The organism is Acinetobacter lactucae (genome assembly GCF_001605885.1).
Lineage (GTDB): Bacteria > Pseudomonadota > Gammaproteobacteria > Pseudomonadales > Moraxellaceae > Acinetobacter > Acinetobacter lactucae.
The window spans coordinates 48,714-74,211 of sequence record NZ_LRPE01000007.1; the positions used below are offsets into that span (position 1 = coordinate 48,714).

Genomic DNA, 25,498 nt, shown 5'->3' on the forward strand with positions numbered 1-25,498 from the left:
ACCTGGCATCAGGGATTGTTAAAGAAAAATAAATATGGTGCGCGGCATCGTATAAAACAGGAAGGTCAAGATGACTACACTTAATTATACGGTAAGGTTTCAAAAAACCGTTTTGGCAAGTTTAATCGGGCTTTGTATAAGCCAACCTAGTTTCGCACTCGAAGAACTTTCTGATGCGGGCTTGAGTGAAACGACAGGTGAAGGTATTGCTATCTTGCCACAGAATACTTATATGGTATTTCGTGGTGCAGGTGCAAATGAAACCTCAACCCAGATTTTAACTGATCGTACTAAAGATACAGGTTATATCAATTATGTACCGGTTGGCCCTTTAAGTATGACAGCCGCTGATACCAATAAAAATGGTTCTATTGATTCAGGTGACCGTGCGGTAGGTAAAGCAGATATTTTTCTTTATGGCTTAGCACTTTCTAAATCTGATAATAATACCAATACTCGCCTTGCTTCTACCGATGCAGCTGCTGCAATCTCAAGTTGGGGTACTGCTGTTAACCCGTGGATTTTCAAAGTTGCGACTGAAAACTCAGTGCCGAATTTTAGTGCAAATAATTGTACAGGTGCGACTGACCCAACATGTCAGGTAACTTACTTAGCTTTAGAAGCCCCTTTATATGAAGTCGGAACAAAGGATTCTGCAGGTATTGACGCTTATAAGCTGAAATTAGGCTTATGGACAGATATTTTTGTCCGTAATCCAAATAAAATAAATGGCGTCACAGATCAATTTAATTATGGCGATTCAAATGGTCTAATTGGCACGAGTACTGACGCAACTCGTGCAAACCGTCTTCGTTTACAAGGAGTGTGGAATAACTTTAGCTTAAATGGCAGCCGCTTACAGCTTTTCCAAACATTAGGTGGAGCGACATCTGCTGGAGGAATGAGTCCTTTCTATAACGATACTTTAGGCTTTGCTGGAGTAGTACGTTTAAATAGTGGTGATGCCTCTAATTTAAGAGCAACGATTACTTCAAATACTCCAACGTCTACAGTAGGGCCATGGGTAAATCGTTATAGCACTCAATATACTGGCGCACCGAGTAATAACTCCCCAAGTTCAGATTGGTTATATCGTATTCGTAGTCAGACCACGACTGTGACATCAACAGGGTCATGGACTGCCCCAACTGACAGTGCTATGAATAATGTTTTACGTTTAAGTACGCGCGAGTCAGGGACTACACAAGGCAATTTGGTAACACCTGCAATTAATGGTGGAACTGCTCCAACTTTTGATGCAAATGAAGGGTTATATCTCTATAACCCGAATATTAACCTTGTATTGGGTTCTTTATATCAGCCATTAGTTTTAAGCTCGGATGGCAAGAACTTTAGTATAGAACTCGCTCGTATTCCAAATAAACCTGAAATTTATAAGAAAATCTATACAGACTATAGTGGAGCAGATACGAGTTATTTAGGTTCTACTTGTAATATTTATCAATGTGGTACGAACGTAACATTAGGTGGAAAAACTTATCAGGGCTCTAGCGCCACTCATAGTAGCATTTCAATTGGTTCAACTGTCTATAATGCAACCAATAATACTTTAGAAGCATTTAAAGGAAATAGCACACAAGATGCGGTTGGTATTTCATTTGGTAAATTACCTACAGGCACTGTGGCTGCGATCACGCAAACTAAAAACTTCTACCAATTGCAAAATCAAGAACGCCGTGCTGGTAGCTATAGCTGCGGATTTTTGAATTTAAGTACTTGTTATGATACATGGCAATATCGGACAGCAACAGGCTGGACTGGCAATGCTGGCTCAGGTTTAAAATTTGATTCTCAGGGTGCGAATTGGGCAAATGTAGAGAGTACTGCTTATTATAATCCTACTGTGAATAATACAGGTTATACCTTAGCTGATGCCGGAAATGGCGCTCAGTACACAGTACCGAATGGTACGCCTTTGCCAGATGCCCGTTATGAGGGTGGGCGTTGGTACACGACCACGCCAAATGCAGATTTGAACACGTATAAGTTATCTGGAGCGCAAATTAGCTCAGCAATTACGAATAATATGGGTTCTGCTGTTATTGATGGTGTTTTAATTCAGCACTTAAAACTCACAACTAAAGGCCTATAAGAGGAGGAAAGTGATATGAAAAAAATAAGTACTTTAATCCTCGCTCTTTGTGCAACGGTCACTCATGCAGAGCTACAAACTTTAGATAATGAAGCATTACAAGCCATCAATGGTCAGGCTGGTGCGGATTTATCGTTAATGCTTAATTTAAACCAGACAGCTAACGGTGTGTTTGACAATGGTAGTGGTGGTGTCTGTGAGAACGTAGAGTTTTGCCATATTGGTTTGGCAATTAATAAGCGTTTTGTACAGGCTGATGCAACGAAACCAAGTGGCTGGGCCGAAAATAGTGATAGTGGTAATAAACTTTGGCTCGTATTTAAAGGCGTACAAGGTACTTTAAATATTCAAAAGATGGGTTTGGATGGTGCTGATTTAAAGTATTTGGATAAAAACAATACTGAAATGATTAAGCCTGCTATTCAACTGAGTTTTAGTGCAGCACAGCCAATTTTAATTCGTAACTTTGGTTTTAATGCTTTATCAATTGAGCAAGATAACTTTACCAGCTCAACAACAGCGCAAGGTTCGAGCGCAAATATGTATGATTATGCATATTTCAAAAAGCCAACTTATGCAGCAACTGCCAATAGTGCAAACCAGCAAGTGGCTACTGCAACACCATCGGTGTATGACCATGGGCGTGAAACTGGTTTTATGGGCTTAATGATGAACGGAAACTTGGCTATTCAAGGAAAAGTCATGGTCTTTAGCTGTGATGGCAGCCATCCTCGTTGTTAAGGGTTAATGTAGATTTCAAAGGAACTGAAGTGATGAAAAAAAATAAAGAAAATCACAGCTCAAAGTTTATTTTAAATGCATTAACAACCAGCATGTTGTTAGTGAGCGGACACGTTTTTGCTTTAGAAGCTTTAACAGATGCTGATTTGAGTGCTGTTAATGGACAAGATGGAATTTCGATTCAAACGACGTTTAATGAAATCAATATTGATAATGCTTACTGGGATGACCATGCGGGTACATCTAGCAGTGCTGATCAGGTTTTAAGGGCGCAAGCCGGTGGCATAAAAGTTCAAAAAAGTAATGCATCTAGTCAGCCTTTAAGCACAAATTATCGGTTAGATGTAGGGAGCAATCCAACTACGGGTAAAACTGGACTCGACTTTTCTATGCAAAGCAGTCCCTCACTTATTACTGTGAATAGTTTTAAGGTATGTAATAACTCTGCTACTTGCTCACCGACTATGGGGCAGTTGGCTATTCAAACAACTTCTCCACTAAATTTGGCACTTACCACCCAAGACGGTCTATTTAATGCAAATAGTCAGTCAAGCATGACGCTCGGAATTAATAATGCCAATATTTATTTAGGGCAAGTCGATGCGCGCAGCCAGTTAAATCAATTAATTTTAAGAAATTTTAACTTTAATTTTGTCGGTAAAGGGGCGATGTTAATTGACCCAACTCGTGGCCTAGTTTTACAGACAAATACTGGAACTAACGTCGCTAGTGTAGGTCAAACCCCGAATAATACCTATGGATATGTTGATTTTAACCGTGTAGCAGATTCAGCTTCTGGTTTAACAGCAGGCACATATGTAGATAGTAGTGGAAAAGTAACCAATTCGGGCCTGAACATTGAGGTCATGTTAAGTTCTAATGTTGATAAAACTAATCCTTATGCTTTAGATGCCACCAATAGTCCACAAAATGCGAAAGGTTTGATTCGTTTAGGTGCTAGTGGACGTATGGTAAATAGTTATTTACAAGTCCGTGGTATGGATGGTACGTCAGATACAACAATATTAGGTACGGCAAATACCGCTTCGGGCACCAGTTCAAGTAATAGTATTTTAGGTAATTCTGGAATTGCCTTTCGTATGAAAGGTGAGTTCACTAAAGATAATGACTCAATGCTAGGTTCAGATGGTAAAGCAACCACGTTAGAAATTGGTGGAGCAGGTCTGAATGCTTATGGGTTCGAATTTGGTAATTTAACAGGTCTTAATTCTGCTACGCGCGGTTATTTCGACAGCGGAAATATTTATTTAAATCTCGCTGATACAAAAACGTTATTAATGCCAAACAACGCGACTTTAAATGCAATTCGTTTAGGGTCGGGTACTTTAACTACAGCTGCTGATTATCAGCATAATATTCATCGTGATACGATGACTAATCCATTTAGCTTAATTCTTGCGATGCGTGGAGCAGAGTTTCAAGCATTTTCAAGACGCGGTCGTTTTACGACAAGTGCGAATGTCGCTGCTGCCAATCAGTTTGCAGACAACGGTGCAAATAACCAGTGGGGCTTAGCCTTACCTTTTTATAATTTGAATGCTAACGCTGCTGTATATGGTTTAGATGCACCAGCAAATAGTGCTTATTACTATACAAAAGATGCAAATGGTAAGCCTGTTCGAAATGTTGTGGCTACATCTGGAACGACTTCGCGTTTAGGTTTTGGGATTGCTGCCGGAACTACTGGACGTGATGCGACTGGAACCAAAACAACCTCAATTTTATTAATTGATGGTTCTCCAAATGCTAATAATGGTGGTAGTCCTACTGATTATTACATGGGCTTACGTAATATCGACATGTTCCTCAAAGGCAATGGAACTATTGGTTTAGAAAATGGCAGCCTCAATGTTAGTTTAAAAGAGATGCTGCTTGCTTTATCAACAGAAATTGCAGCAGGTTATTTACCAGGTGCTAAATATAAAACTTGTCCAGCGACAGGTTCATGTACTTCACCTATCGATAATTTTGCCAAAAATAATGATGTTTTATTTGGTTTAAAACTACGTTTAGGTGGCGATCTTAACTTATCGATCGTTCCAAATAGTTCTATTGCAGATGGTAGTGCTTTAACTGTACTCGGCGATTTCACAATGCCGGCGACAGCAACTGGAAATACAGTTCAAATTAGTGATCCGATTGATGGTTCTGCAATTGGCTTTGATAATATTACCGGAAAGCTAGCATTTAATACCGCTTTGGTTGTGGGTAAAGATACAACGAGTGGTTTAGGTAAAGTTGGCGTAAATACGGCGGTTTATTTTAACCCTGATAAGAGTATTGATGGCGCGTTACGTGTTAAAGATATTAATTTCTATCCACCTTCAACAGGAGCTGGAGCGCGTTTAGGTGAGCTTGCAATTACTGGTGGACGTTTAAATAGTAGCTTTAGTATTGTGCCTAGAAATGGAGCCTTTAACTAATTAAAGAAAGCAGCGTTAATCGCTGCTTTTTTATATAAATTTTATTTTAGTGTGATTGGATTTGCATTCGTCGGGTTATAGAGATAATTGCTTTGTACTTGAATATTATTCTGATAGTCTGAACAAATAATAAGCGTTTGTCTCTTAAGGATTAGAGCGACATGAAGAATAAAAATATAGGGTTCTGGCTGCTACTTGCCAGTAGTTCAAGTGTTTTTGCAATGCAACCTTTGGATGATCAAAGCCTTGCAGCAGCGACTGGCCAAAATGGCTTAACCTTAGGCATTCAGGCCGATAGCGTTAAATTTAATCAAGTCGCTCTCATTGATACTAACGGTATTGCCTCAACGTCTTATAACAGTAAAGCTGGTTTTGTCATTGCGGGAAACTCTACTAATCCAGTTCCTGGCATAGAATTTATTAAGGCTGCTGTATCGGGTAATCCTTCTTTTAATATTGCAATGGATGCCGATGCTGGTGGTGGAAATCCGTTTTTAAATTTAGCTATATCTATGGGGAATGATGTAAACGGTATTCGACTTTTACCTTTTTCAGTTTATTTAGCCCCAAGTGCATCTTTATCTAGCCCATCCGATTATGCATTAACAAGTTATGCACCCAAATCAATTTTTAGTTCGGGAACGACAGTAAATACGGGTGTAAAAGAACTGATCCGTTCTACTGGAAATCTAGATATTAACTTTGTACAAACCAATAAACCCCGCTTAAATATTCAACTTGGCCATGCTGCGCAGTCCGTCATGGTTAAATTTGGTGGGGCAATTCAATCTATTTGTTCTGCTGCCTCTGGCTGTCCAATTACTTTGGTGTCCGATAATACAGGCGCAACATTTGGGTTTAAGTTTGCAGGAACAAATACTTCAACGGGTTTTGTGTTAGATGGTTTTTATGCAGGGGTTGATTCAACTGGATTAGCTTTTGGCAATACAGGCGCATCTAGTAAATTTGATGCTTCACTTAACAATGTCACTTTAGGAAATATGGGTACACAAAATACAACAACGTTTAATAATTTACCTAATGGCTCTATGGGGAGTTTTGGTGTCACTGGCGTTTCTGTAACTGACTTTAAAATGAAAGTAAGCGGCTTTTAAAAAAGAATAATAGCTTAACCTGAAATACGAGAGGGAGACTATGAAAATAATCGCCCTCTTTTTTATGGCTATACCAAGTTAAATATTGTCTGATCTGGTGTGTTCTAATTGTTGAACAATTTCATCTAAAGCTTTAATCCGTTTCACTTGATCCCATAATTCTTTCGCTTGTGGATAGGCTTTGGTCATCATACCTAACCATTGCTTATAACGACCTACCATCCCAATTTCTGTTTTTGCTTGACCGTTTAAAAAGCGAATTTGTAAGTCAACGAGCTGTTCCCAACTGAATAATGCCTCATTCATATTTTCACGAATGCATTGTGTTAAATCAGGAGTCGTCACCGCACCACGGCCAATCATTAAGTCTTCACAGCCAGATTGTTGCTGACAGGCTCTAGCATCAGCATTGGTCCAGATTTCACCGTTAGCAATGACATTAATTTTTAAAGCTTCTTTAATCGGTAGAATTTTTTCCCAATAAGCGGGTGGCGTATAGCCATCTGCTTTAGTTCGAGCGTGTACGGTTAACCAGCTTGCACCCGCATCTTCAACAGCGTGGGCATTTTCCATCGTATGGTTTTCATCGAGATAACCTAAGCGCATTTTTGCTGAAACAGGGATGTGCGCAGGTACTGCATCTCGGACTGCCTTAATCAATAGATGTACAACATCCGGTTCATCAAGAAGTACTGAACCACCGCGATGTCGATTAACAGTTTTTGCGGGACAACCGAAATTAAGGTCGATTGCAGGTGCACCAAGCTCTACAACTTTTGCCGCATTGGCTGCCAGCATATCTGGGTTGTTACCTAAGAACTGAACATGAACAGGCGTACCAGCGGCTGTTTTACCGTCATTTTTTAATTCTGGACAAAAACTATAGTAAATATGGTCTGGCAAAATACTGTCTGTAACGCGAATAAATTCGGTCACACACCAGTCGAAATCACCAACAGATGTGAGTGTATCCCGCATGATCGGGTCAGTTAAACCTTCCATTGGAGCGAGTATGAGTTTCACAGTCTGTGTCACCTGAATAAAACGAAAACAGCGTTATACGGGATATGTATAACGCTGTCTAGTATCGATTAAATTTTAATTTATCTAGCGACCCAAGATCATCTCAAGCACAAATTTACTACCAATAAAGCCAATCGCCAAAAGCACAAAACCGATCAAGGTAAAGCGAATCGCTTTTTGACCTCGCCATCCTAGTTTGTAATGGCCGATCAATAGTGAGCCATAGATAAACCAAGAAATAATACTAAAAACGGTTTTATGAGCGAGATGTTGAGCAAAGAAGCTATCAATAGTTAAAAAACCAAATGCAAGCGCAATTGTTAATAGAATGAAACCAGTAATAATCAGATCAAATAATAAAGATTCCATCGCCTGAATTGGCGGAAGTAAGTTGACCCAGAAACGTTTTTTTTGTTTCTTTTTGAGTTCACGGTTTTGAAACCATATTAAGATCGCATGTATGGTTGCCATTAATAAAACAGCATAGGCAGAAAGCGAAAGAATGATATGAGTATCAAGTCCTAGAGAATGCTGCTCAATAAATTGATCTGGTCGGCTAAAGGCAAAACCTAAAATAAGACCAATAGCTGCGACAGGTATGCCTAATAAATTTAACGGCAGAATTGGGCGGAAAGTACTAAAAATTAAGCTTAACAGTAGCATAAGCCCCGATGTGAAAGACATCAGGTTAAATACATCGTAGTTAATTCCTGCTGGCGTAAGCATAGCATCGCACAAAACTGTACCGTGTAGTGCTAGTGCCAAGAGAGCAACAAAAGCAAATAACCATGGGTTTGGTTCACGTTTTGACATTAAACGAATAAACAGATACCAGAAAGAAGTGGTATATGCGATGAGTGCCAAAATTGTGTAAACCAAGGGGAGGCTAATCATGTCAAACCTTTTTCAGGATTAATTCATCTATATAAGATATAAATTCGCTGCGAACTAAAGTATCCTATAGCATTCTATGCATAAATTTTCTATTTCGAGAAAGATTTTTTTGCAACTAGCCATTTTAAGCGGATTTTGCAATGTTTGATACCTTAACAGAACGACTCACACAGAGTTTAAGAAATGTTACTGGCTCAGGGCAGCTGACCGAAGACAATATTAAAGATACCTTACGTGAAGTACGTATGGCACTTCTTGAAGCCGATGTCGCGTTACCTGTAACTCGTGAATTTATCGCGAAAGTTAAGGAAGAGGCATTGGGCCAAGAAGTGATGACTCAGTTATCACCAGGCCAGGCATTTGTAAAAATTGTTTATGACGAACTCACCAAGATGATGGGTGAGGCGAATGAAACACTAGATTTAAGTGCGAAACCTCCTGTTGTAGTATTGCTTGCTGGTTTACAAGGTGCAGGTAAAACAACAACTGCTGCCAAGTTGGCACGTTTCTTAAAAGAACGTCAAAAGAAAAAAGTAATGACTGTTTCTGCCGACGTTTACCGTCCAGCAGCAATTAAACAGTTAGAAACTGTTTCAAATGAAGTTGGCGCAGGCTTTATTCCTTCAGATCCTTCTGAAAAGCCAATTGATATTGTTAATCGTGCAATTGAACAGGCAAAAATCCAATTTGCTGATGTATTGATTGTCGATACGGCAGGTCGTCTCCATGTCGATGAAGATATGATGGACGAAATTAAAGAATTGCATGCAGCAGTTAAGCCGACTGAAACCCTGTTTGTGGTTGATGCCATGACAGGTCAGGATGCTGCAAATACAGCAAAAGCATTCAATGATGCTTTGGCACTTACAGGTGTGATTCTTACTAAAACTGATGGTGATGCACGTGGTGGTGCTGCGCTTTCTGTGCGTGCCATTACTGGTAAGCCAATCAAGTTCCTAGGTATGGGTGAGAAGCTTGACGCTTTAGAACCATTCCATCCGGACCGTGTTGCTCAACGTATTTTAGGCATGGGTGACGTACTTTCTTTAGTCGAAGAAGTTGAACGTAAAATCGACAAAGAAAAAGCCGAAAAAATGGCGAAAAAATTGCAAAAAGGCGGTAGCTTCAACTTTGAAGATATGCTGATGCAATTTGAGCAAATGAAAAAAATGGGCGGCATGATGGGCTTCTTAGATAAGTTGCCTGGCATGAGCGGTGCAGGAATTCAGCAAGCAATTGAGCAAGCGAACCCTGAAAAACAAGTCAAGAAGATGGAAGCTATTATCCAGTCAATGACTGTTAAAGAGCGCCGTAATCCGGACTTAATGAACCCAAGTCGTAAAAAACGTATTGCGGCAGGTTGCGGTATGGATGTTGCTGAAGTGAACAAACTTATTAAGCAACAAGCGCAAATGGCCAAAATGATGAAGAAGTTTGCGAATCCATCTGGTATGAGCAAAATGATGCGTTCATTAGGCAATATGCAAAAGCAATTTGGCGGCGGCGGTGGCGGAATGGGGCCACTCTTTGGTAATAATGACCAAAAGAAATAAATCCATAAAATAAAAGGCGCATATAGCGCCTTTTATTTTGTTCTGTATTTTAGTCTTTAGGATAATGAGCAATATATTGCTGTAATCCTTTGAGCAAAAGATCAGTTTCTACAACAGGATCATATTTTTGTAAGAACTTGGCAAATAGTGTTGCATCGCCACCAGTCAGCAGCAGCTTTTTAGGAGATTGCTGCATAATATTTTCGATGGTACTAATAAGGCCCAATAAAATACCGTGGTGTACTGCATCAACTGTGTTATTGCCGGGATTTAGATTATCGAAAGCTGAGTCTGGAATTTTAATGCCCTTTGTATTTTGAATCAGAGCATCTCGCTGCAAATATAAATTAGGAAGGATGTAACCTCCTAAATGTTGTTTACCTTGCGTTAGATCAATCGTGAGTGCTGTCCCGCAACCAATAATGCAATAGTTTTCATCAGTTTGAGCTACGGCTAAGACTTGTAACCAGCGGTCTATACCGAGCTGACTGGGAACTTCATAACCACAGTGTAAACCTGCATATTCAGAGTGAACTTTGGCAAAGACCACTGGAATTTCAAGCCATTTTAAAATCTGCTGAATACGTTGATTGTTTTCGGTATCGAGTACCGAAGAAATCCCGATTCGATGCAAACCTTGATGCTTAAAGTGTTGAATTAATCCAAGTAGTAAATCGGCAGGTGACTGCAAGTGCAGCTCAGCTGCATGCTCAATTGTTTGATTATTTTCAGTAATCCAGTACTTTAAACGGGTGTTTCCGATATCAAGCCATAAACTTTTCATGGAGAAAACACCTATTTACTGAGTAGTCTGTGGTCTTAAACGACCTTGATAAAACTGCTGTGGTTCTGGTGTTTCAAGAATTACCGCACCTTCATTGGAAATCCCAACAAAACGACCATGTACCAGTCCCTGACTATGTTCGAACTGTACCAACTGATTAATCCATGCAGCATGGTGATTAAAACGTCCTGCCAAATTGTAGCAGCCATGATCAAACCAGCGAGCAGCATTTTGAATTGCAACATAAAGCTCTGAAATTAACTCAAGACGGCCCATTTGCTCTAAACCTAAATCTTCTAGAGACGTAATCGATTGATCACTATCAGTCACTGGTGGTGTTTTTAAATTAATACCTACACCTACAATAGCCTGATGCTGAGACAGGGGTTCGACTAAAATTCCACCCCATTTACCCTGAGTACTATATAAATCGTTTGGCCATTTCACTTGTAGATTTAGAGCTAGTAACTGCGGAATTTGCAGAATATTTAGAGCAACTTCAAGTGCTAAGCGACCATCTAAGGGTGTTCGAGTTTGCACCAATGTGCTTAAATAAATGTTTCCTTCAGGTGAAATCCATTGCCGTTGATGTTGGCCTCGCCCTTGAGTTTGTTGAGCACTGCAAACCAAGCCTGTTGTAATGCCTTTTTGGGCAATTTCACGAATATCATCATTGGTCGAAGTTGTGGTTGCTTTTAATAAAACCACTTCTGGAAGCTGGTTTTTTGCGCTTAAAAGTTGTTGTAGTTGGCGAGTCTCTAAATCCATGTTGAATATGAGCAGAGTGGTAAAACATTTATGGAGTTAATCATATATTTACTCATTGGCGCAATTGCTGGTTTTACTGCCGGATTGTTTGGAGTTGGTGGTGGACTAATTATTGTACCAATCCTCTATGTCGTTTTTACCCAGTTAAATTATGACCCAGCTGTAATCATGCATATTGCAGTCGGAACATCGCTTGCAACCATTATTGTGACATCTTTTAGTTCAGTCTCGGCTCATCATAAAAAGGGTGCGGTACTCTGGCCCGTTTTTCGTAATTTAGCGCCAGGGTTAGTATTAGGTTCATTTTTAGGAGCGGGTATTGCCGACTTGATGTCTGGTCAGCATTTGCAACTTCTTATTGGAATTTTTGCGGTTGTGATGGCCTATCGGATGTTTAAAGGGGCACATGTCGTTGTTGACCCAACACGTCAGCTTCCTTCAACACCCATGCAATTTATGGCGGGTGGCGGTATTGGCATTGCCTCTGCAATTTTTGGAATTGGGGGAGGAAGCTTAACCGTGCCATATTTAAATCGTCATGGTGTTGTCATGCAAAAAGCAGTTGCGACTTCTGCCGCTTGCGGTTTACCGATTGCAGTTGCAGGAGCGATTGGATTTATGTGGTTTGGTGCTAAAGAACACATCTCTGTACCTAACACGATCGGTTATGTGCATATCTATGCTTTTATTGGTATTAGTATCATGAGTTTTGTCACAGCGAAGTTTGGAGCAAAGGTTGCTCATGCCTTGTCGCCGCAGATGTTAAAAAAATGTTTTGCTTGCCTGTTAGTGGTGGTAGGCAGTTATTTTATTTATAAAGGCATTATGCATTAGAGACTAAAATCTTAAATTTAGTAAGAAGATTATGTAAGAGCTTGAATTTTTAGGAATTCGAGCTTTTTTTGTTCATAAAATATAAGAATGTTCTAGGCTTTTATTCATCTGATTTTGGTGTTGTTTTTAAATGAGTTGGCTTAAAATGCAATGAAATTGTCAGACAATGACATAGTTTTTAATCGATGGGATCAGTTAAAAACAAGGATGCGAAAGAAAAGCATGGATTAATGCATATAAAAAGTAGCGGGTGATTTATGAATCTCGAAGAGACAGAAAGTCTTTCTGAGCAAATTGTCAAATATATTAGCGAACAGATCATTAGTGGTGAACTAGTTGAAGGCGAACGTATTCAAGAGCTGCGTATTGCCAAAGAACTTGACGTCAGCCGAGGATCAGTTCGTGAAGCATTGTTACTATTAGAGCGTACTCATTTAATTGAGATATTTCCGCGCCGTGGGGCAATTGTCTCAGAAATGTCTGCACAACAAGTTAAAGCGTTGTTTGATACAAATATGATGTTATTGGGGCATATTGTACAACGCATGAGCGAAACATGGCGTGCGCATGAAGCAGATCAATTACAGTTGCTATTAGAGCAACTTCTTGAGCATGTTAAAGCAGGTGATATCGAAAAATTTTATGATGGAGTCTTCCAATATTTAGCTGAACAGCAAGATATGGTCGGGAATCCTTATCTAATGAAGTTTTATAAAGAGCTATTGCCTTCATTACGTCGTAGTTATTTTTTGACCTTAAATACCTCTAAGCGGGAACTACAAGAAGCATTTGCATTATTTAAACTCGTGACTGATGCAATTTTAATCCGAAAATCACAACAAGCCGCTTTATTTATGGAAGATTTTTGTCGACACTTACGTAACCTTGTGTTGGAATCGCTGACACGAATGAAACAGATTGAATTGGCTTGGGCAAGACGCTCACGCCGCTAGTTAGGGCATTATGCGTTTAAGCAGTTTAAAACTTTCAGGCTTTAAATCTTTTGCAGATAGTACAACCTTAAATTTTAAGGCGAACCGCACAGCAGTGGTTGGTCCAAACGGTTGTGGCAAATCCAATGTAATCGATGCGATCCGCTGGGTGATGGGGGAATCAAATGCCCGTCAGCTTCGTGGTGGTAGCATGCAAGATGTTATTTTTACAGGAACTTCCAAACGCAAGCCCGTTGGTGTGGCCAGTGTTGAGCTACGCTTTGATAATACTTATGGAAAGTTGGGCGGATCTTATAATGCGTATAATGAGTTAGCCGTTCGCCGTCAGGTGACTCGCGAAGGTAAATCCGAATATTTCTTAAATGGTACACGTTGCCGCCGTCGTGATATTACCGATATTTTCTTGGGAACAGGCTTAGGGCCACGTTCTTATGCGGTGATTGAACAAGGCATGATTAACCGTTTGGTTGACGCCAAGCCCGAAGAAATGCGTGTGTTTATTGAAGAAGCAGCAGGTGTTTCACGCTATCAAGCGCGTCGACGCGAAACATTGCAACATCTTGAACATACAGAGCAAAACCTTTCACGTTTAGAAGATATTGCGCTTGAGTTAAAATCGCAGCTTAAAACGCTTAAACGCCAGTCAGAAGCGGCAGTTCAATATAAAACGTTAGAAAGCCAGATTCGTACGCTGAAAATTGAAATTTTGTCTTTTCAGGCAGATAAAAGTGTACGCCTACAAGAAGAATATACAGTTCAAATGAATGAACTGGGTGAAACCTTTAAATTGGTTCGTTCAGAGCTAAGTACAATTGAACATGATTTAGAAGCAACTAGTGCTTTATTTCAGCGACTCATTCAGCAATCTTCACCACTACAACACGAATGGCAGCAAGCTGAGAAAAAACTGTCTGAACTGAAAATGACTCTGGAACAAAAACAGAGTTTATACCAGCAAAATAGTACCACTCTCGTTCAGTTAGAACAGCAAAAATTCCAAACTAAAGAACGTTTACAGCTTTCTGAATTGCAACTTGAAACTTTGAATAATCAGTTAGATGAACAAACTGAAGCCTTAACTGCAATTGAGCATACAGCAGCCGAAGCTGAACAAAACTTTGCTGATTTACAATCCCAGCAAAAACAAGCACAACAACAGTTTGAACAAGTAAAAGCTCAGGTTGAAAAACAACAGCAACAAAAAATGCAAATGTCAGCTCAAATTGAGCAGTTAGACAAAAATGTTTTAAGAATTGAGCAGCAAAAAGAAACGTTGCAACATCAAGCAAGTCAGATTCAATCGCATGTTCATGAAGATGAACAGGGCGAGCTTGAACAGCTACAACAGCAGCTTTGTCGTGAAATTTCGGTGCTTGAAATTGAAATTGAGCAACAATTGCTAAGTTTAGAGCAATCTCAACAGCAACATCAGTTAAGTAAAAATCAACAACAAACCCTGAAAACTGAGATTCAAGTTTTATTATCAGAGCAGAAAAACCTAAGTCAGCTTGTTGCAAAGCAAAGCCCAAAGCAGCATCAAGATGCGTTACGTTTAATGCAGGCTCTACAGTTAAGTGAGCAAGGTAAACCGCATGCGCAGATTGTTGAGAAGTTTTTAGCAAAATGGTTGCAGGCGCATATTGTTGAAACTGAACAAGCCTTTCAGGAAGGAATTGCTCGCCAGTTAAAACCTTCCGAGTACACAAGTAAATTTAAAAGTAGTTTGCCTTGTTTAAATGAGTGGATTGCGTCGCCACAACTATCAATATTTTCAAATGTAGCGATTGCACAAGATTTGACTCATGCTTTAAATGAGCAAAAGCAACTGCAACATGGTCAGTCTATTTTGACTTTAGATGGTTATTATGTTGGGCAGGATTGGGTGATCGCCCTTATGTATGATGACGAAAGTCAAAGTGCACAAGGTATGCTGAGCCATCGTATTCGTTTAGATGAAATTGAACAGGCTCTTGAAAAGCAGCAACTTGAATTACAAGCATTAGATCAAATTGTAGTACAGCAAAAGGATGAGTTAGGGCAGTTACAGGCTGATGTGCAGCACAAACAGCAAGTTGTGAAACAAAAACAAAAAGACTTACAACAGCTTGATGTACAAATTGCTAAACAGCAAACCGCAGCACAAGCATTTTTATTGCAAAAACAACAATTGAAAGATCAACTTGGTCAGTTAGATATGCAGCTTGAAGAAGATGCCATGCAAAAAGATGATCTTGAAATTGATTTGCATGCATTAGCAATCAAGCTAGAAACCATTTTACCTGACTATAAAACTTTGCAATTTCGGGTAGAAGAGTTAACAGAGCAGCTAGAAGAACAGCAACAAGCCCTGCAACATCAGCAACAAGAACGTGAAATTTTGCGCCGTAATAGCACGCAGACTACTCAACAAATTGAGTTGCTTGAAAAAGATATCTCATTCTTGCAGAGCCAATATCAGCAAATTGCAGCTCAAATGGAGCAAGCGAAAAAGTTTGTTGATCCTATTCAGTTAGAGCTACCAAATCTTGAGTCAGAGTTTCAGCAACAATTTGCTCAAACTGAAAAGTTGCAAAAGAACTGGAATGAATGGCAGCTTGAACTCAATAGTGTGCAGGAAAAGCAACAAACTCTGACCGATCAGCGTCATCAATATCAACAAAAAGATGAGCAGCTCAGAGAACAACTTGAAGAGAAACGGTTAGCTTGGCAAGCAGCTAAGTCAGATCGTGAGCATTATCAAGAACAGCTTAAAGAATTGAATGCCGAGCTCCAAAAAGGCTTACAAATAGATTTAGTCGAGCACCAGCAAAAACTGGAAAAAGTACAGAAACAGTTTGAAAAAATTGGAGCGGTTAACCTTGCCGCTTCGCAAGAGTTTGAAGAAGTTTCTCAGCGTTTTGATGAGCTGAGCCACCAGATTCAAGATTTGGAAAATACGGTAACTCAATTAAAAGATGCGATGAAAAGCATTGACCAAGAAACCCGTAAGCTGTTTATGACAACTTTTGATCAGATCAATCAGGAGTTGCAAAATCTGTTTCCAAAGGTCTTTAATGGTGGAGAGGCGAGTTTAAGTCTTGAAGATGACTGGCAATCTGGTGTTAAACTGATGGCAAGACCACCGGGTAAGAAAAATAGTTCTCTAGCATTACTTTCTGGTGGAGAAAAGGCTTTAACAGCGTTAGCATTAGTATTTGCGATTTTTAGATTAAATCCGGCACCGTTTTGTGTACTAGATGAAGTGGACGCACCACTTGATGATGCGAATGTTCAGAGATATTGTAATTTGGTAAAAGAACTTTCTGAACATGTACAATTCATTTACATTACACATAATAAGCTGGCGATGACCATGGCAACTGATTTGTTGGGTGTGACCATGCCTGAACCGGGTACATCAAAATTAGTCACTGTCGATTTAGAACAGGCAAAAGAATACGGGTTAGTTTCGGAGTCATAGAATGGAAATCAATACGATTATTGGCATCGTTGTTGCCATTATAATTATGCTAATTGGCTTAAAAATGATTTTAAAAAAGCCAAACCATGCTGAACCCTCATTAGACAGTGATTTGCATATTAATCCTGATAGTAATCAACCGGTTATACCTAGGCACGTAAGAGATCAGCTTGAGAAAACTGAAGCTGAATCTGTAGCGGTGACTAGTGCAGAGCGAGTAGAACCGACTTTAAGCGAAGCTGCGCCGTCACAAGTACCTGAAGCAAAACAGTCAGAAATTGAGACCGTAGAACCCGCTAAAGTAATTCAAACTGAACAAACTCAAGCAGTTGTTGAAAACGCTTCTGTAGAAGAAATTAAATCTGAAGAAACAGTAACAAACTCTGCCATTCATAAAGATGGTTCAGTTGAGTTGGTTGATGCAGTTTCTGTGCAACCAGAAGCTGAAGCTCTAGCAAAAGAAAATCTGGAAGCTGAAAGCGAAAAAGCTGAGCCTGAGTTGAGTTTAAACCCGAATATTGAAACTGCCGAAATTGCTGAGTTTGAAGGCGAGAGTAATATTCTGGATGTGCATTTACATGAACAGCAACGCTATGATGATGAAAGTGCATTAGCGATGGCTGAACAGATTATTGCGCTAAATGTTTATCCAAACCCGCGTCGTGCGTTGTCTGGCGATAAGGCACTTAAAGTATTGTTAAAATACGGTTTACGTTATGGCGAAATGTCGTGCTTCCATCGTTATGAAAATACCGATGAGCCGAGTGTACTCATGTTCTCTGTATTGCGTATGACAGACAATGGACCAGCTGGGTTTGATCTTGAAACTCTATCTACTGAACAAGTTCAAGGTTTGGCATTTTTCCTAGCCCTTCCAAACAGTAAAGCCGTGACTGGTTTTGACATGATGGCGAGTATTGCGGGTCTAATTGCTCGTGAAATTGATGGCAAAGTTTACGATGAGAATAATCTTGAATTTACACCACAGTTAAAAGAGCACTGGCGTCATCATGTGATTGATTATCGTCCGGCACAGGCGACTGCCTAGTTTTATTTTTTTACGTTCGTTGCGATAATTGCAACATATCTAGTCGCAGCTCAGGGTGGAGAAATTTCCACCCTTTTTTATGGTGAATAACATAATGGCAACAACTTCCGTGATCGAACAGATGCGTCAGCTTATTCAACTGATTGCAAAGCATAACCATGCCTACTATGTCATGGATCAGCCGACAATCTCGGACAGTGAATATGATCATTTGTTTCACCAGTTAAAAGCTTTAGAAGAGCAATATCCTGATCTTGTTCAACCAGATTCACCAACAACCAAAGTAGGCGGACAAGCACTCTCTAAATTTCAAACCGTGACTCATGTCGTTCCGATGCTTTCTTTGGGGAATGTTTTTAATCAGGAAGACTTGTTCGCATTTGCTCGCCGTGTTGAAGAGCGTTTGCCTAACCAAAAAGTACAATATGAAGTCGAATTAAAACTTGATGGCCTTGCGATTTCACTCTGGTATGAAAATGGTGTCTTAGTACGTGGCGTTACACGTGGTGATGGTGAAACTGGAGAAGACATTACCCAGAACGTTAAAACGATTCGTAATTTGCCAAAAGTGTTGCATTCAGATCACTTTGAAATTCCACGTTTGTTAGAAGTACGCGGCGAAGTACTTATGCCAAAGTCTGGCTTTGAAAAACTCAATGCCGACCAAGAAGCAAAAGGCGATAAAACATTTGCGAACCCGCGTAATGCAGCAGCGGGTAGTTTAAGACAACTCGATCCTAATATTGCTGCTGGTAGACCTTTAGCATTTTATGCTTATGGTATCGCTCAGTGTGAACCTAACCATGGTTTAACCACCATGCATGACAGTCTACAATGGCTCACAAAACTTGGATTTGAAATTGCGGAACGTCAATATCTGTGTAATTCAATTCAAGAAGTACAGCAACGTTATGAGCAAATTCAGCAAGAACGTTCAAATTTACAAGTTGAAATTGATGGGATGGTCGTAAAGGTTGATGACTTAAAGCAACAACAACAACTTGGTTTTTTAAGTCGTGAACCACGTTGGGCAACTGCTTATAAATTCCCTGCACAAGCTGCATTAACTACGGTTGATCAAATTGATTGGCAAGTAGGGCGTACAGGTACTTTGACCCCGGTAGCGCGTTTAAACCCAGTATTTGTGGGTGGTGTGACGGTTTCTAATGTAACCTTACATAACATTGGTGAAATCCATCGTCTTGATGTACGTGTTGGCGATACGGTTAGTGTTTATCGTACCGGCGATGTTATTCCTAAAGTAGAAAAAGTCTGGCCAGAATTCCGCTCACCTGATGCTGAAGTTGTACATTTACCAGAAAGCTGTCCTGTTTGTGCTTCACCAGTTGTGATGCCTGAAGGGGAAGCTTTAGCTCGTTGTTCTGGTGGACTGTATTGTGCTGCACAGCGTATTGAAGCGATTCGTCATTTTGTATCACGTAAAGCTCTGGATATCGAAGGTTTAGGAGATCGCTGGGTAGAGTCTTTATTACACCTCGATTTACTTAAAGATGTTGCCGATATTTACCATTTGCATGAACACCGAGAAACTTTACTTGGTATTGAAAAAATGGGCGAGAAATCGGTACAAAATCTGATGGATGCCATTGAAGCCAGCAAAAAGACAACGCTTGCACGTTTTATTTATGCTTTAGGAATTCGAGGAGTAGGTGAAACAACAGCTAGAATGTTAGCCAATACTTTCCAAACTTTGGAAGCGCTTAAAGCTGCTGATGTTGAAGCTTTAAAGAAAACCCCCGATGTCGGTGATATTACCGCAGAGTGGATTGCTGACTTTTTCTTGGCACCTCACAACATTGAAGTGCTTGATCGCTTAATTGCAGCAGGGATTCATTGGGATGCACCAACAGCACCAACACGCCAACCGTTAAATGGTGAAAGCTGGGTGTTAACAGGTACATTAGAGCAAATGACCCGTGATCAGGCGACTCAAATGCTACAAGCATTAGGTGCACGTGTAAGTGGTAGCGTATCGAGTAAAACCAAATGCGTTGTTGCGGGTGAGAAAGCGGGTTCTAAATTAGAAAAAGCAGCAAAACTTGGCATTGCAGTTATGAATGAGACTGATTTCTTATCACTTATGGCGAGCTATGGGCAGACTTTAAGCGAATAGATTTATCGAAATAAGAACCATTGATTTTAGTTACAAATTTATAAATTGATGGTTTGAGCTATATTTTAACGCTTGTCTGAGCTTATAAATCAGACAAGCGTTTCTTTTTGCAGAGAAAATTTAAATAACTTAAACTGTAAATGCGTATGTTTCTCATTTTAATTTGATAAAAATCATAAACTTAACGTTTTTTTGTTTTGCAATCACTTTTAAGATTGCCCATAATAGTCTTCATACGATAGGAGATTTATTATGCGTGGCAATCCAGAAGTCATAGACTATTTAAATATGCTCATTGGCGGAGAATTGGCTGCCCGTGATCAATATCTAATCCATTCTCGTATGTATGAAGATTGGGGCCTAAATAAAATTTATGAACGTATTGATCATGAGATGCAAGAAGAAGCTTCTCATGCTGATGCGATCATTCGCCGTGTATTGTTTTTAGGTGCCAAACCAAACATGCACCGTGAAGATATCAATGTTGGTACAGACGTTGTATCTTGTTTAAAAGCTGATTTAGCGCTTGAATATCACGTTCGTGAAAAGTTAGCGACAGGTATCAAACTTTGTGAAGAGAAGGGTGATTACATTAGCCGCGATATGTTGCGTCAACAATTATCAGATACTGAAGAAGACCATACATACTGGTTAGAAAAGCAATTACGTTTAATTGAGTTGATTGGCTTACAAAATTATATTCAATCTCAAATTTAATAAAAGGACCCAGCTAAGGCTGGGTTTTTTATTGGCTGATGTCAATAAAATTAGCTCATCGCTTAAATGTTAATTTTGTCAAATTGAACATATTCAAAGCCTTACTATATAAGGCTTTGGCAGTTACAAAAAAGTCAGAAAATTTGTATCACACCCCCTGTTTTTTTTATGAAATTGGATATAATTTCGCCAACAAAACCCTTGCCTAGAAATTTAATGAGGCAAGGGTTTTTCTATGGAAAATCGGTTGGTATGGATCGCCAATGATTTTATGGTGAGTTCGCGAAATATGTTATTTACCAAACCTGCTGTTTTAGATACAGCTACTCTCCTAAGCACACAGCGTCTTGCAACACGACTAAGTTTTTTTAGCTTAGGTTTTGCGACTGCAGCTTGGGCACCACTCATTCCTTTTGCACAGCAACGCTTAAACCTAAATCATGCCGATTTTGGTTTGCTTTTGCTTTGTATGGGGATCGGGTCAATGATTGCTATGCCTGCGACCGGTGCTTTAGTCAAGCGCTGGGGATGTCGTCCGTTAATTGCTTTGGCATTGATGTTGTTAATGGTTTTATTGCCGAGCCTTACAATGTGGAGCAGCATTGTATCGATGGCTGTTGCATTGTTTATCTTTGGATCGGCAGCAGGATGTCTGGGAGTAGCTATTAATTTACAAGCAGTGGTGGTTGAAAAACATAGTGTGCGAGCTCTTATGTCTAGCTTCCATGGAATGTGCAGTCTTGGTGGCTTAACGGGTGCTATGCTTGTGACTGCATTATTGGCAGTGGGCCTTTCTCCATTAATGAGTACGTTATCAGTTGTTATGATTTTACTTGTTATTGGTGGTGTGGCTATTCCTTCTTGTTTAACGTCTTTTGAACAGGATGAAAAACCACATGAAGATACAACTCAGGCACCGAAAAAGCTTTATCGTCCCGATGGCATTATTCTGCTTATTGGCATGATGTGCTTTATTGCCTTTTTATCCGAAGGTGCGGCTATGGATTGGGGTGGTATTTATTTAACAAGTAAATATCAACTTAATCCTGCCTTTGCTGGACTAGCTTATACTTTCTTTGCGCTCAGCATGACGGCTGGTCGTTTTGCAGGTCATGTCTTGCTTAAGCAATGGGGTGAGAAAAATATTGTGACTTATAGTGCAATTGGGGCAGGTATTGGTATGGCTATTATTGTGACAGCACCAGTATGGCAGGTGGTTGTATTAGGCTATGCAATTTTAGGATTAGGGTGTTCTAATATTGTACCAGTAATGTTTTCTCGTGTTGGTCGACAAAACAATATGCCTAAAGCAGCAGCACTTTCCTTAGTATCAACAATTGCCTATACAGGTTCATTAAGTGGCCCAGCTTTAATCGGTTTAATTGGTGAATGGACGGGTTTAAGTACGGTTCTAACAGGTGTGGCTGTATTGCTATTTGTGATTGCTTTACTTAACCGCTTTACATTAATAAAGACAAATTAATTTATAAATAATAGACATCCTACATTGAACATCGAGAAATTAAATTTCTCGATGTTCTTTTATTTGGATTTATAAAACCTGATAGATCGATTGATAATTATCTTGTAATACTCGCTGAGGCTTCATTAGTAGAGTTGGTGTCTTTTCTAAATCATCCAAGAAATTATTTCGCCAATGGGTAAGATCAGATGACGTTAACCCTTCTATCAATTGTTCATAACGATTAATACGCTCGGTTTTAGACATTTCTAAAGCCATTTTTAAAGCATCCATCATTGCCGCTCTATCTTGAGGATCAACAATCAAGGCTTGAGACATTTGCTCAGCAGCACCAGCGTATTTAGATAAAATGAGCACACCTGGATTTTCTGGATCTTGAGCGGCAATATACTCTTTAGCAACTAGGTTCATGCCATCGCGTAGTGAACTGATCCAACAAATATCTGAATGGCGGTAAATGTGCATAAGATTATGGTGTTGAACCGTGTCATAGCAGCAATCTACAGGTCGCCAGTCTTCATGTGCAAACTCTTCGTTAATTAACTCGAGCTTAGTTTTAAAACGTTGGTATAAGCGTTGATAAGTTGGAATGTCGGTACGAGAAGGAATCGCCACTTGAAGATGTCGAACGAGACCATGATATTCAGGACTGGTTTCCAAAAAGGTTGCAAATGCATTAAATCTTTCGAGTAAACCTTTCGAATAATCAATACGATCCACCCCAATAATTGTTTTTTGACGTGGAATTTCCTCAAAATTAAATACAGAAGAGGTCGCCAAATCTTGTTGAGCTTGCTTCTGTATAATTTCTGGCTGAACACCAATTGGATATGACTTAATTAATATTTGACGTTTCTTGTAACTAATACTATTACTTTGAATTTTTTGAGCTTCGAGTAAACTTAGACAAGTTTGCATACATGCATTTTGATCAATCTGGGTTTGTAAGCCAATAACATCATATTGACTCAAGTCTTGAATTAATTCTCGGCCAACTGGAATTTTGCGCCAGATATTGAGGCTAGCAAATGGAATATGTAAAAAGAAACCAATTTTATTTTGCATGCCTAATTCACGACAGTAACGCGCCACACTAAAAAAGTGATAATCGTGTACCCAAATAAGATCTTCAGGCTGAGCAAGTTGTTTTAACTTTTCCGCAAATAAACGGTTGACCTTTTGATAAGTACTATATTCTTGTGCATCATATTCAATCAGGTCATCTCGATCATGCATTGCTGGCCAGAGAACTTTATTTGCAAAGCCACAATAATATTGGGCGTATTGCTGATGAGTAAGTGGACAGGTAATGTAGTCAATTCCTTGAGAATAAGCCTGCTCAAATTCTGGCGCTTCGCTATCAGTAATTTGTTGACCATTCCAACCCAACCAAATGCCATTGCTATCATTCAAAGCATCTTGTACAGCCACAGCAAGGCCACCCGCTGATGCTTTACCTGAAGGCATACTTATTCTGTTCGATAATACGATTAATTTAGACATAATTTTTCTCCATTCTGATTTTGGCTATTTTTGACATATAAGCTTTTTATTCTGTTTTGAAATAAAGAAAGAAAATTCGCGACATTATCAATATCTTTTAATCTATATTTAGCTTGTGTTTCACCAGAGCCCACTTTAATTGTGAGGCCAGATTGTTGATTAATAAAAACAAAACCAGATTCATCTGTTAAATCATCACCTATAAAAATTGGTAATGTAGAAGGTAAATCAAGGTGGTTTAATATAATCTCAATTGCTTTGCCTTTATCAGCTTGGTTAGGAATTAACTCAATAACAAATTTTCCCTTATTTAATTTTAAATGGGGATAATCGGCATTAATATCTTGCATAATATTAATAGCGTAATTTTCTAAATCAGGATTTTTTCGATAATGTAAAGCAATAGAATACCCTTTATCCTCAATTAATAATTCAGGATATTTTTCACAAGACTTTATAATATCTTGTTTTAATTTTTTAAAATTAATCTGACTTAGATCTGGTCGAATATACTTATCAGAATCAAAATAAATATCTAACCCATGCAATCCAGCAATTGGTGCTTTAACAGGATGTAAGAGTTTACTAGCTGTATCTACATCACGACCTGTTACAGCAATAACAGGAATATTTAATTGAATAATTTTTTTAATAATTTCTAATGTAGTATTTGGAATAAAACTGTCTTCAGGATTAATTTGAAAGGGTGCTAATGTCCCATCAATATCCAAAAACAAACAATAATTTTTATCTAAAGATAAGTTGTTTATAATATGATTGGGTGTAACAAAATATGTATTTTTTTCTCTCCCATCAGATATTGTACTTTGACTGTTCATATTAGCCTTCCCAATATTTTTGATCGATAATTAATCTTCTAACATTAAAATGAATTGATGAGTCATTTCTTTTAATAAAAAAACATAAGTATTAACATTAATTACATTGCATAATGGATTTATAGGCGAAGTGTGGAGTATGTTGTTTTTTGATAGGCTTCAATGTTTAGATAATTAAAGTTTTGTATATTTACTATGAATAATGCAGGTCTTATTTATCAATATATTTCAGAATATTAACTCATTAAAAATACTTGATTTTATGATTTAGAAATTATTTTTAATATTGATTTTAAAAGATATTTAACAGAAATATTATTATATAATCTTTGTGAAATCGACTTTGGGCAGGCATATGAAGTTACAAAATAAAATTTTATTGATTACAGGTTGGGGAGTAGGAGTGGAACCTTTGCAATCTCTCAAATTGCATTTGGAAAAAACGGGTTTTGAAACACAACTTATTAATATTTTTAATGTTTTAGATAGTAACTTTCAAGCACAGCTGGACTTGGTGGCTAGGGCTGATGTAGTCGTAGGCTGGTCTTTAGGTGGACAGTTAGCAACTCAACTGGTTGATATTTTTTATAAGCAAACAGGGCAGACGAAAACATTAATTACACTTGCTTCAAACCCTTGTTTTGTTGCCAATGCTCATTGGCAAACTGCAATGCTTATTGATGTGTTTAGTCAATTTAAAGCTTCTTTTTTTAAAAATCCGCAAGCTACTTTAAAACGTTTTTATTATTTAATTACACTTGGTTCAACTCAAGCTAAACAAGATTGGGTAAGCGTACAAAACATCGCAAACCCACCTCCAAGCGAATTACTGTCAGAAGGTTTGCAAATGCTTGAACAACTAAATTTGGTAGATAACTTAAAAAACTATCCTGGCCGACAGCTTCATCTATTTGCTGAGCAAGATAATGTCATTCCTTGCAAAATTGTTGAAAATTTTAAAGAGATCGTGACAAAAAACATGAATTATAAAGTGCTAAAAGGCGCTACTCATGCTTTTCCATACCTAGAAGTAGATCGAACAATTGAAGAAATCTGCCAATTTTTAACAATTCATCAGCAAAGTTAATAAGC

At 38.9% G+C, this 25,498-nt stretch carries 19 protein-coding genes; 13 read left to right on the top strand and 6 right to left on the bottom strand.

Annotated features, from left to right (window positions below; all coding sequences use genetic code 11):
• Window positions 1–70 precede the first annotated feature (70 nt).
• From AWW73_RS03265 to AWW73_RS03280, 4 genes are all read left to right on the top strand, one after another.
• Entirely contained in the window at window positions 71–2,113 is a 2,043-nt protein-coding gene (locus AWW73_RS03265) for a hypothetical protein (protein ID WP_062848721.1), read from the top strand.
• Window positions 2,114–2,128: 15 nt separating this feature from the next.
• Window positions 2,129–2,854, top strand: coding sequence for a DUF6160 family protein (locus AWW73_RS03270; protein ID WP_062848722.1), 726 nt, complete (start codon window positions 2,129–2,131; stop codon window positions 2,852–2,854).
• 32 nt (window positions 2,855–2,886) lie between these two features.
• A complete protein-coding gene (locus AWW73_RS03275; RefSeq protein WP_062848723.1) occupies window positions 2,887–5,298 on the top strand; it encodes a DUF6160 family protein in 2,412 nt (803 codons plus the stop codon).
• Between the two features lie 161 nt (window positions 5,299–5,459).
• The gene (locus AWW73_RS03280) at window positions 5,460–6,413 is read left to right on the top strand and encodes a DUF6160 family protein (RefSeq protein WP_062848724.1); all 954 of its coding nucleotides are present in this window, start codon (window positions 5,460–5,462) and stop codon (window positions 6,411–6,413) included.
• A gap of 78 nt (window positions 6,414–6,491) precedes the next feature.
• Here AWW73_RS03280 and AWW73_RS03285 read toward each other — a convergent pair whose 3' ends face one another.
• Together AWW73_RS03285 and AWW73_RS03290 are read right to left on the bottom strand one after the other, a co-directional pair.
• Complete coding sequence (locus AWW73_RS03285) at window positions 6,492–7,436, bottom strand: tRNA dihydrouridine synthase (RefSeq protein ID WP_062848725.1); 945 nt, start codon at window positions 7,434–7,436, stop codon at window positions 6,492–6,494.
• An 84-nt stretch (window positions 7,437–7,520) separates the two neighbouring features.
• Complete coding sequence (locus AWW73_RS03290; protein WP_061874482.1) at window positions 7,521–8,330, bottom strand: cytochrome C assembly family protein; 810 nt, start codon at window positions 8,328–8,330, stop codon at window positions 7,521–7,523.
• A gap of 140 nt (window positions 8,331–8,470) precedes the next feature.
• On the opposite strand from AWW73_RS03290, the gene ffh reads away from it, so the two are divergent.
• Window positions 8,471–9,883: a signal recognition particle protein gene (gene ffh, locus AWW73_RS03295; RefSeq protein WP_016142064.1), complete on the top strand. Its 1,413-nt coding sequence runs from the start codon at window positions 8,471–8,473 to the stop codon at window positions 9,881–9,883.
• A 49-nt stretch (window positions 9,884–9,932) separates the two neighbouring features.
• Here the strand turns inward: ffh and AWW73_RS03300 are convergent, their stop codons facing one another.
• Both AWW73_RS03300 and AWW73_RS03305 read right to left on the bottom strand, forming a co-directional pair.
• Window positions 9,933–10,667, bottom strand: coding sequence for a pantothenate kinase (locus tag AWW73_RS03300; RefSeq protein WP_057105528.1), 735 nt, complete (start codon window positions 10,665–10,667; stop codon window positions 9,933–9,935).
• A gap of 15 nt (window positions 10,668–10,682) precedes the next feature.
• Complete coding sequence (locus tag AWW73_RS03305; RefSeq protein WP_062848726.1) at window positions 10,683–11,435, bottom strand: biotin--[acetyl-CoA-carboxylase] ligase; 753 nt, start codon at window positions 11,433–11,435, stop codon at window positions 10,683–10,685.
• Between the two features lie 30 nt (window positions 11,436–11,465).
• Here AWW73_RS03305 and AWW73_RS03310 point away from each other — a divergent pair, with 30 nt between their 5' ends.
• From AWW73_RS03310 to AWW73_RS03340, 7 genes are all read left to right on the top strand, one after another.
• Complete coding sequence (locus AWW73_RS03310; protein WP_057105526.1) at window positions 11,466–12,269, top strand: sulfite exporter TauE/SafE family protein; 804 nt, start codon at window positions 11,466–11,468, stop codon at window positions 12,267–12,269.
• Between the two features lie 257 nt (window positions 12,270–12,526).
• Window positions 12,527–13,222: a GntR family transcriptional regulator gene (locus AWW73_RS03315; protein WP_016144478.1), complete on the top strand. Its 696-nt coding sequence runs from the start codon at window positions 12,527–12,529 to the stop codon at window positions 13,220–13,222.
• A gap of 10 nt (window positions 13,223–13,232) precedes the next feature.
• Window positions 13,233–16,682 (top strand): chromosome segregation protein SMC, encoded by a 3,450-nt coding sequence (gene smc / locus AWW73_RS03320; protein WP_062848727.1) that lies wholly within the window; start codon window positions 13,233–13,235, stop codon window positions 16,680–16,682.
• 1 nt (window position 16,683) lies between these two features.
• Entirely contained in the window at window positions 16,684–17,730 is a 1,047-nt protein-coding gene (locus tag AWW73_RS03325; RefSeq protein ID WP_062848728.1) for a cell division protein ZipA C-terminal FtsZ-binding domain-containing protein, read from the top strand.
• Between the two features lie 94 nt (window positions 17,731–17,824).
• A complete protein-coding gene (gene ligA / locus AWW73_RS03330) occupies window positions 17,825–19,864 on the top strand; it encodes an NAD-dependent DNA ligase LigA (RefSeq protein WP_062848729.1) in 2,040 nt (679 codons plus the stop codon).
• A gap of 252 nt (window positions 19,865–20,116) precedes the next feature.
• Window positions 20,117–20,581 carry a heteropolymeric bacterioferritin subunit Ftn gene (ftn, locus tag AWW73_RS03335; protein WP_001214863.1) on the top strand — a complete coding sequence of 155 codons (465 nt, stop codon included), beginning with the start codon at window positions 20,117–20,119 and terminating at the stop codon, window positions 20,579–20,581.
• Window positions 20,582–20,870: 289 nt separating this feature from the next.
• A complete protein-coding gene (locus AWW73_RS03340; RefSeq protein WP_081409476.1) occupies window positions 20,871–22,064 on the top strand; it encodes an MFS transporter in 1,194 nt (397 codons plus the stop codon).
• Between the two features lie 69 nt (window positions 22,065–22,133).
• Here the strand turns inward: AWW73_RS03340 and AWW73_RS03345 are convergent, their stop codons facing one another.
• Together AWW73_RS03345 and otsB are read right to left on the bottom strand one after the other, a co-directional pair.
• Entirely contained in the window at window positions 22,134–23,567 is a 1,434-nt protein-coding gene (locus AWW73_RS03345) for an alpha,alpha-trehalose-phosphate synthase (UDP-forming) (RefSeq protein WP_057105521.1), read from the bottom strand.
• A complete protein-coding gene (gene otsB, locus AWW73_RS03350; RefSeq protein WP_062848731.1) occupies window positions 23,555–24,406 on the bottom strand; it encodes a trehalose-phosphatase in 852 nt (283 codons plus the stop codon). The genes AWW73_RS03345 and otsB overlap by 13 nt, the downstream gene beginning before the upstream one ends.
• A gap of 355 nt (window positions 24,407–24,761) precedes the next feature.
• Here otsB and AWW73_RS03355 point away from each other — a divergent pair, with 355 nt between their 5' ends.
• Complete coding sequence (locus tag AWW73_RS03355) at window positions 24,762–25,493, top strand: alpha/beta hydrolase family protein (protein ID WP_062848732.1); 732 nt, start codon at window positions 24,762–24,764, stop codon at window positions 25,491–25,493.
• Window positions 25,494–25,498: the final 5 nt, after the last annotated feature.